Genomic DNA, 5,904 nt, shown 5'->3' on the forward strand with positions numbered 1-5,904 from the left:
CGCCGGGCGACTTTGTAGGCCGGATCAAGTCGCCCAAAGCGACGCCGATCCGGCGACCGAACATGAATTCACGTCCGTTACTAGCGCCGATGCCGGATCTTCGCTTCGCTGCGTTCCGGCCTACGGATGCGCTAGTAAGTTTCTTCGTAAACCCTGATGACGTTTGCCCACACGGCCACTCGGTTGCCACCAGCGTCGTCGTCTCTATCGGGGGGAACCACCCTACACAAAGGTCATGCGTTTGCTCTCTTCGCTGCCACAGGTGCCCACAATTGCTGCACAAAATTCCAGCGAACCTGCCGTTTTTGTCGGCAGAGATTTCGCTTCTTTTGCATTGGTTTGAACGCGTGCAACCTTAACTTGCACCGAAGGAGACTTCTGACGCCCAAACGAAAACGACATGTTGTATTGGTGTATCAGTTGCTACTAGCTTCCCAGGTCGCACGAGCGGTATCCGCAGTTTTTTACCTGATAACAACGCTCGATTGGCGACATCTTCACGGACATCGCGAACACTATCAGCCGATCCCAACGATATCCAATCGTCTCGATCAACCTCGACGATTGATAATTGATAAACGAACTGAGATAGGGGAAGCCCAACATGATAATGAACTCAAGCACCTCGGCGAACGACGCCAGCTTTGACATGGACGAAGTCGAAGAACTCAGCTGGAAGATGCTCGACAACCACATTTCCGATACGGATCTTCAACGACTCGAAAAACTATTGCAAAACGATGCCGATTCACGGCAACGTTATCTCGATTGCGTGAAACTGCATTGCGAACTCAATGCGTTTTTTCGCCCCGCTTCACGAAATCCAGAATCGAGCCTGCGTAGCACCCCAACAGGAATGTTGCCCCAAAACTTGTCGGCGTCCAGTTCCAACAGTCTCCAGCGATAGTCGTTGCACACGAAACTTGGCATTGCTTTTTCCAGCAACGCCAAATCGATTCGTTCGATGAGCTCAAAAGCAGCATCGAAGTTTTTGTGGGGCGCTGCTAACAGCGATGGCACTGAGCCCCCTCAGGGAATCAACACGACTTCATCGTCGATTCTCTGCCGTGAAAATCCTTAACGGCTTGTTGATATCATCGTTTAACAGTCTCCGAAGGCGTACTCGCATCCGTTAGCGTACGCCTATCGGCTAAGGGTTAAACGAAGCATTCTAAAGTCAAACTAATTCAACAAGCCGTCGAGAGTCCTTTCTCCAAAAGATCTTCGCATGCCGCAATTTCGCTTGCGGCAAACGTCGCATGATCGATTGCCACGGTAGGCGGCGAGAAAACCGCCGAGATAACGGAACGAGTACCGGCCCCCTCGGGTCAACGCTGCAAAACTTCGACGCTTTAACATTAAAATCGCGCGTTGATCAACAAATTTCCCATGACTTTTCTGCTCGCTGCGGATGCTTTGTGCATCGGACGTGTTCGTTACTTATACTGCGATTGCTAAAAGAACATCTCGCCGGCCTAGCGGTCGCCGCATCCACGCCATCGCAAAAAAACTTCCCATGATTCGATCGTTCTGTTTCGCCCCTTCGTTTCCTTCACCACAAAAGAAATCGATCAGCCACGCCGTTGCGGGGCATTCGGACTCACCCCTGCCTGTCCGCTTGTTGCTTCCGATCGTATTCACCATCGGCGTCCTGTTTACAGGATCAAATTTCGCTTGGGCCAGTACGGAAGCTCAACCGAACATTGTTTTCATCCTGGCCGACGATCTGGGGTATGGAGAACTTGGTTGCTACGGACAACAAAAAATCCGTACTCCCAACATTGATCGTCTTGCCAGCGAGGGGATGCGGTTCACCCAACACTACACGGGCGCCCCTGTATGTGCACCGGCTCGTTGCGTGCTGATGACGGGACAAAATCTGGCGCATGCCCAAATTCGTGGAAATCGTGATTCGGGAAACGGCCGCATCTTCCCAGGCCAATGGCCGATCACCGACGATGCCGTCACCATCGCGGAAGTGCTAAAGGAGGCAGGCTATGTCACCGGAGCGTTTGGCAAGTGGGGACTGGGCCCCTCGAACACATCGGGGTCGCCGATCAAGCAGGGCTTTGATCGTTACTATGGATACAATTGCCAGCGGAACGCCCATAGTTATTACCCGCCGTTTTTGGACAGCAACGAACGCGAAGTGCAAATCAATCCCTACCCGATTCCGGGCCACGATCGCAAACCTGATGGCGAGGTGGTTGCAGAAGATTACCGGGCAAAGAATTACGCACCGGATTTGATCCTTGCCGAAGCGACAAAGTTTATCGACAAGCACAAAAATGAACCGTTCTTTCTGTACTTGCCCTTTGTTGAACCCCACGTTGCGATGCAACCGCCGCAGCAATGGCTAGACCAATACCCCGAATCTTGGGACGAAGAGAATGGGCCTTACCGGGGTGAAAATGGATACTTGCCGCATCCTCGGCCGCGGGCAGGTTACGCGGCGATGATCTCGGATCTGGATGAACACGTCGGCACGATCCTAGAGCGGTTAGAGCAGCATGGTTTGAGTGAAAACACGCTGGTTGTCTTCACATCGGACAATGGCCCGACTCATGGTGGCCGCGATCCACGTTTTCACATTGGCGGTGCCGCCTGTACGTTCTTCAATTCGACAGGCGGATTGCGAGGTTTTAAGGGCAGTTGTTACGAAGGCGGCATTCGCGTTCCCTGTATTGTCAAATGGCCGGGCCACGTCAAAGAAAACAGCGTCACCGAATTGCCGTCCTATTTTCCGGATTGGTTCGTCACGCTCAGCGCGGTCGCAAAGGTCGATCTAGAAAACAGCGACCTCACATCGAATGTCATGCTCGACGGGATCAATTTGTTACCGGAACTGAATTCCACATCAACGCCAACGCGAGAAAGTCCGATGATCTGGGATTTCCACAACTATGGCGGCATCGTGGCCATTCGTGATGGCAATTGGAAAGCCGTCCGGCGAAACCTGCTGAAAAAGAATCCCGGCGATTGGGAACTCTATGACCTGGACGCTGATCGCAGCGAACAACACGATGTCGCAACCGAGCACCCAGAAGTCGTCAAGCGGCTGGAGGCAACGTACTTGGAAACCCGATCCGTCGAGCCCGATTTTGCACTTCCCATCTATGACAAACGCACTCGCCGGATGGCGAACTAATCTTGAGCGGATAAGATTAGCTTCGCTTGTCATTGTTCACTGACCCTAACTGTTCCTACTGACTTCGCAAGACAAACAGCAATATGAAACCGAGTTTAATGAGATCGCTAACGATCGTCGCCATTTTAAATCTGGTCACGACCGTGACGATCCATGGCAAAGAGACAAAACGCGCCAAGCCAGTCTTTAAAGATGGTGAAGCCCAAATCGTCGAAGAGTTCAAGGATCCCGATTTTTGGATTCGCCACGACTTGTGGGTTGAAACCGAATTTGATTCCGACGGCGACGGCAAACTTGATCGCATGCACGTGGACGTGACGCGGCCTTGCCAAACCGATACCGAAGGCTTGAAATTGCCGGTGGTCTATGGCTCGAGCCCGTACTACTGTGGCGTTGGCGATTCCGACGAAAAGTATTTTTGGAACACGCGACATGAACTCGGAGAGGTGCCGCCACCTCGCGAGCATATGCCTGAGATCGAACTGAAGATCCAGCGACCGATCATTTCCAAGAAACATGTTGCCGATTGGCTGCCACGGGGCTACATCGTTGTCCATTCTTCGTCGCCGGGAACCGGACTGTCCGAAGGTTGTCCGACGATCGGTGGCGACAACGAGTCACTCGCACCCAAGGCAGTCATCGATTGGCTTTGCGGTCGCGGAAAAGGTTACACGACAGTGGACGGCGACGAGCCTGTGACGGCGTATTGGAGCACCGGCAAAGTCGGCATGACGGGAACGTCCTATAACGGCACGATCCCGCTTGCGGCAGCGACCACGGGCGTCGAAGGACTCGAAGCAATCATCCCGGTTGCTCCCAACACGTCGTACTATCACTACTATCGATCCAACGGCTTGGTGCGTCACCCGGGCGGTTACCTGGGTGAGGACGTTGACTACCTGTACGACTTTATTCACAGCGGAAATGCGGCACGACGCGAGTATTGTGATTGTGAAGTTCGCGACAAAGAAATGGCCGAAGGCATGGATCGTGTCAGTGGTGATTACAACGACTTTTGGGCAAAACGCGACTACATCCATGACCTCGGTCCGATGAAAGCAGCGCTGTTGATGTCGCATGGGTTCAATGATTGGAACGTCGTTCCGGAACACAGCAATCGCATCTATCAAGCGGTCAAGGCTAAAGGGGTTCCGGTGCAGACCTACTATCACCAGGACGGCCATGGTGGCCCACCACCCATGAAATTGATGAATCGATGGTTCACTCGGTTTCTGCACGGGGTCGAAAACGGCGTCGAGAAAGATCCGCGAGCCTGGATCGTACGAGAGGATGCCAAACATGAAAATCCAACATCGTACGAAGATTACCCTAACCCCGCCGCATCGATGGTCACGCTACGACCGACTGCCGGCGCCCCCGAACGAGGCACGCTGGTTCTCGAGGCGGAATCGAGCCAAGGAACCGAAAAGTTGGTCGACAACTTTTCGTTCAGTGGCGAATCGCTGGCCCAGGCCGAATGGACAGAACACCGTCTGATCTATGTTTCTGAAACGCTTAGCGAGCCACTGCATTTGTCTGGGACGCCAAAGATCGAGTTGAAATTGGCCAGCAGCAAGCCTTTTGCCAATCTATCGGTTTGGCTGGTGTCACTGCCATGGAACAACAACAAAAAGGCACATATCACTGAAAACATCATTACCCGCGGTTGGGCGGATCCTCAGAACCAGCGTTCGATTCGCGAGAGTGAACCGCTTGAACCAGGTAAATTCTATGACGTGAAATTTGATCTTCAGCCAGACGACCAGATTATTGCGAAGGGCCAGCAGATAGGACTGATGATCTTTTCGAGTGATCGCAATGTGACTCTGTGGCCAACGCCCGGAACCGAATTGACCGTCGATCTTGATGCGACGCGGTTGAGTTTGCCGGTGGTGGGCGGGATCGAGGCGTTCAAGAAGTCGATGGAAACGAAGTCCGAGGACGCCGCCCCCGAACCGGTGGCAAAATCGGCACATCCCTAGTTCCGGATACCGGTAACCGTTCCGGAACCGATAACCTTATTGCAAGTGGTGGCTAGCAATGAACACATCGCTTGACGATGTCATGGCGGAACTCGAATCGCTGGGTTCCGCCCAGACGCGAAAAACCTATTTGCGCCACGGGGCATCCGAGCCTGTGTTTGGCGTCAAGTTCGGCGATTTGCGTCCGTTGCAAAAACGCCACCGAGGCGACTCTGTGCTAGCGGAAGCTTTGATGGAAACGGGCAATAGCGACGCCATGACGTTGGCGTTGTTAATCGCGGATCCGCAGCAAGTGTCATCACGTCAAATCGACGCATGGCTGAAGACGATGCAGTATTCACTGTTGGTAGGGATGCTGGCGGATCTAGCATCACGCAGTTCGTTCGCGGCGGCGAAATGGAAGAAATGGTCCAAGAGTCGCCAGGAGCGATCTTTGGCTGCTGGCTACACGCTGCTTGCGAGTTGGATGGTGCATGATGCAGCCAACGTGCCCCAGGAATTTGTCGACGCCGCGTTGGAACGAATCGAAACCACGATTCACGACATGCCCAATCAGGCAAGGCACGCGATGAATCAAGCGTTGATTTCGATTGGGATCAGTTTGCCCGCGTATCACGACCAAGCGATTCGCGTTGCCAAAGCGATCGGCAAGGTTTCGGTCGATCATGGGGAAACGAGTTGCAAGACGCCCGACGCGGCCGCGTACATCGAACGAGCATTAAACTCGGCGAAACGAAAACGCCGGCCTTGCTAGCGTCCTTCAGTTGGGGCCAT

General features: G+C 53.5%; 4 protein-coding genes. All 4 read left to right on the plus strand.

What is annotated here, in order from left to right; all coding sequences use genetic code 11:
• Nucleotides 1-604: 604 nt before the first annotated feature.
• Nucleotides 605-907 (plus strand): hypothetical protein, encoded by a 303-nt coding sequence (locus RMSM_RS22500; protein ID WP_144057874.1) that lies wholly within the window; start codon nt 605-607, stop codon nt 905-907.
• A 609-nt stretch (nt 908-1,516) separates the two neighbouring features.
• The gene (locus tag RMSM_RS22505) at nt 1,517-3,148 is read left to right on the plus strand and encodes an arylsulfatase (RefSeq protein ID WP_144057875.1); all 1,632 of its coding nucleotides are present in this window, start codon (nt 1,517-1,519) and stop codon (nt 3,146-3,148) included.
• Nucleotides 3,149-3,246: 98 nt separating this feature from the next.
• The gene (locus tag RMSM_RS22510; RefSeq protein ID WP_236622265.1) at nt 3,247-5,130 is read left to right on the plus strand and encodes a Xaa-Pro dipeptidyl-peptidase; all 1,884 of its coding nucleotides are present in this window, start codon (nt 3,247-3,249) and stop codon (nt 5,128-5,130) included.
• Nucleotides 5,131-5,188: 58 nt separating this feature from the next.
• Nucleotides 5,189-5,884: a DNA alkylation repair protein gene (locus tag RMSM_RS22515; protein WP_008701795.1), complete on the plus strand. Its 696-nt coding sequence runs from the start codon at nt 5,189-5,191 to the stop codon at nt 5,882-5,884.
• The last annotated feature ends 20 nt before the right edge of the window (nt 5,885-5,904 follow it).

Origin of the sequence: Rhodopirellula maiorica SM1 (assembly GCF_000346295.1) — a bacterium.
In the GTDB taxonomy this organism is placed as follows: domain Bacteria; phylum Planctomycetota; class Planctomycetia; order Pirellulales; family Pirellulaceae; genus Novipirellula; species Novipirellula maiorica.

Bases quoted from the DNA above. Each gene is read 5' to 3' on its own strand.
- RMSM_RS22500 (WP_144057874.1), top strand. From the start codon at position 605: ATGATAATGAACTCAAGCACCTCGGCGAACGACGCCAGCTTTGACATG.
- RMSM_RS22510 (WP_236622265.1), top strand. From the start codon at position 3,247: ATGAGATCGCTAACGATCGTCGCCATTTTAAATCTGGTCACGACCGTG.
- RMSM_RS22505 (WP_144057875.1), top strand. From the start codon at position 1,517: ATGATTCGATCGTTCTGTTTCGCCCCTTCGTTTCCTTCACCACAAAAG.
- RMSM_RS22515 (WP_008701795.1), top strand. From the start codon at position 5,189: ATGAACACATCGCTTGACGATGTCATGGCGGAACTCGAATCGCTGGGT.